Genomic DNA, 2,885 nt, shown 5'->3' with positions numbered 1-2,885 from the left:
TCGTCGAGACCCCCGCGGCCGTCGAGCCCGAGCCGGAGCCCCAGGCCGAACCGGAGTCCGCTCCGCCGGCCAAGGCCAAGAGCGGCCGCAAGTCGCCCCCGCCGGTGTTCCAGCCGCTTTTCCAGGCCCCCCAGGCCGCCGTCTTCGCCGCGCCGCAGCGCGCGGCCGAGCCGACCGCTCCCGCACCGACCACCCCCGCGCCGGCCGTCGAGGCCCGCCCGGACAGCCGGTCGGACAAGGACAACCGCGACACCCGCGACACCCGCGACGCCGGTCGCGACGCCCGTACGGAGACCCGGACCGAGGCCGACGAGCCCCGCAGCCGGCGTCGTCGTCGGCGTGCGCTGCCCGTCGACGAGGTGCACTCGGCCGCCGAGGCCGAGCCGCAGGACTCGCGCTACCAGGCCGAGAACGACCGGCACCTCGACCGCGCGGCGGAAGAGCCCGAATCGGACGACGAGCCCGAGGGCTCCGACGCGCACGAGGACGACAACGAGGGCGACCGCCCGACCCGTCGTCGCCGGCGCGGCGGCCGTCGTCGCCGCGGTCGCGGCGATGACGAGCGCACCGAGGACAACGCCTCCGACGAGGACACCGACGCCGACACCGGCGCCGAGGCCGAGAGCGCCGAGTCTGTCGGGGACGACGAGGACCACGACGACGCGGGCGACGCGGGTGCCACCACGAGCAGCCGTCGCCGCCGCAGGCGTCGCCGTCGCGACGGCGCGGCCGACGAGCCCGCCGACGTACCGCAGGACGACCCCGAGCGCACGGTCGTCAAGGTCCGCGAGCCGCGCAAGCGCGAGGTCCGCGAGACCGAGAGCCCGACCGACGAGGTACAGGGCGTCAAGGGCTCGACCCGCCTGGAGGCCAAGAAGCAGCGCCGCCGCGAGGGGCGCGAGCAGGGCCGCCGGCGCGTGCCGATCATCACCGAGTCGGAGTTCCTCGCCCGTCGCGAGGCGGTCGACCGGGTGATGGTCGTGCGGCAGAGCGGCGAGCGCACCCAGATCGGCGTCCTGGAAGACGACGTGCTCGTCGAGCACTACGTCAGCCGTACCAGCGACAACCAGTCCGGCTACGTCGGCAACGTGTATCTGGGCAAGGTGCAGAACGTACTGCCGTCGATGGAGGCCGCGTTCGTCGACATCGGCAAGGGCCGCAACGCGGTCCTGTACGCCGGTGAGGTCAACTTCGAGGCGGCGGGCTTCAGCGGTCCGCGCCGGATCGAGGCCGTGCTCAAGCCCGGTCAGTCGGTTCTGGTGCAGGTCACCAAGGACCCGATCGGGCACAAGGGTGCCCGGCTGACCAGCCAGGTCTCGCTGCCCGGCCGCTACCTGGTCTACGTGCCCGAGGGCACGATGACCGGTATCAGCCGCAAGCTTCCCGACACCGAGCGGGCGCGACTGAAGACGATCCTCAAGAAGATCGTCCCCGAGAACGCGGGCGTCATCGTGCGTACCGCCGCCGAGGGCGCCACCGAGGACGACCTGACCCGCGACGTGACGCGGTTGCAGGCGCAGTGGGAAGAGATCAAGAAGAAGTCCAAGATGATCACGACCAGTTCGCCCTCGCTGCTGTACGGCGAGCCGGACATGACGGTCAGGGTCATCCGCGACATCTTCAACGAGGACTTCTCGAAGCTGGTCGTGTCGGGCGACGAGGCGTGGGAGACCATCCACAGCTACGTCGGCCACGTCGCGCCCGACCTGGCCCCGCGCCTGTCGCGGTGGACGAGCGAGGTGGACGTCTTCGCGACGTACCGCATCGACGAGCAGTTGATGAAGGCCCTCGACCGCAAGGTGTGGCTGCCCAGCGGCGGTTCGCTGGTCATCGACCGCACCGAGGCGATGGTCGTGGTCGACGTCAACACCGGGAAGTTCACCGGTCAGGGCGGCAACCTCGAAGAGACCGTCACGCGCAACAACCTGGAGGCGGCCGAGGAGATCGTCCGCCAGCTCCGGCTGCGCGACCTCGGCGGGATCATCGTCGTCGACTTCATCGACATGGTCCTCGAAGGCAACCGGGAACTGGTCCTGCGCCGCCTGATGGAGTGCCTGGGCCGGGACCGGACCAAGCACCAGGTGGCCGAGGTGACGTCGCTGGGCCTGGTCCAGATGACTCGCAAGCGCGTGGGTCAGGGCCTGCTGGAGGCGTTCTCGGAGAACTGCGAGCGGTGCAACGGTCGCGGCGTGATCGTGCACATGGACGCGCCCGAGACCAAGGGTCACGGCAACGGCAACGGCAGCGCGGTGGGCAACGCGAGCGGCAACGGCTCCGGCCGGCGCAAGCGCGGCAAGGGCGGTGCCGACAAGAACGGCAGCGGCCCGATCACCGAGATCGTCGAGGCCGACCTGGCCGACGAGTACGAGGTCGTCGGGGTCGACGGCGCGATCGAGGTCGACGCGGCCGTCGGTTCGGTCGAACCGGCCGAGGTCGCCGAGGCGATCGAGGACGCGGAGATCGTCGAGGCGGTCGTCGAGGCCGCGTCCGAGCCGGTCCCGCCGGCCGAGGCCGAGGTGCTCGCCGAGGTGCTGGACGCGGAGGAGGCGGTGACCGAGGATTCGGTCGCGGCGGACACCGAGGTCGAGCCCGCCGAGGAGGCGCCTGTAGAGGAGGCGCCCGTCGAGGAGGCGCCCGCGCCGGCCAAGCGCACCCGCAAGGCCGCCGCGAAGAAGACGGCCGCCAAGAAGACCGCGGCCAAGACCACGGCTGCCAAGAAGACCGCGGCCAAGGCGCCCGCCGCCGAGACGCCTGCGGCCGACGAGGCTGCCGCCGACGAGGCCCCGGTCAAGGCGACTCGGGTTCGGGCACCGCGCAAGTCCGCCAAGAAGGTCGCTGCGGAGGCCGCCGCGGCGGCTGCGGCCGCCGAGCCGGCGCCTGCGGCA

General features: G+C 72.2%; 1 protein-coding gene. It reads left to right on the top strand.

What is annotated here, in order from left to right:
* The coding region (locus GT354_RS17865; RefSeq protein ID WP_237535098.1) for an Rne/Rng family ribonuclease at positions 1 to 2,885 on the top strand (2,885 nt) is incomplete at both ends.

Source organism: Streptomyces sp. SID3343, assembly GCF_009865215.1.
In the GTDB taxonomy this organism is placed as follows: Bacteria; Actinomycetota; Actinomycetes; order Streptomycetales; family Streptomycetaceae; genus Embleya.
The sequence above is the reverse complement of the archived record's forward strand: the minus strand, read 5'-3'. Positions and strand labels throughout refer to the sequence as shown.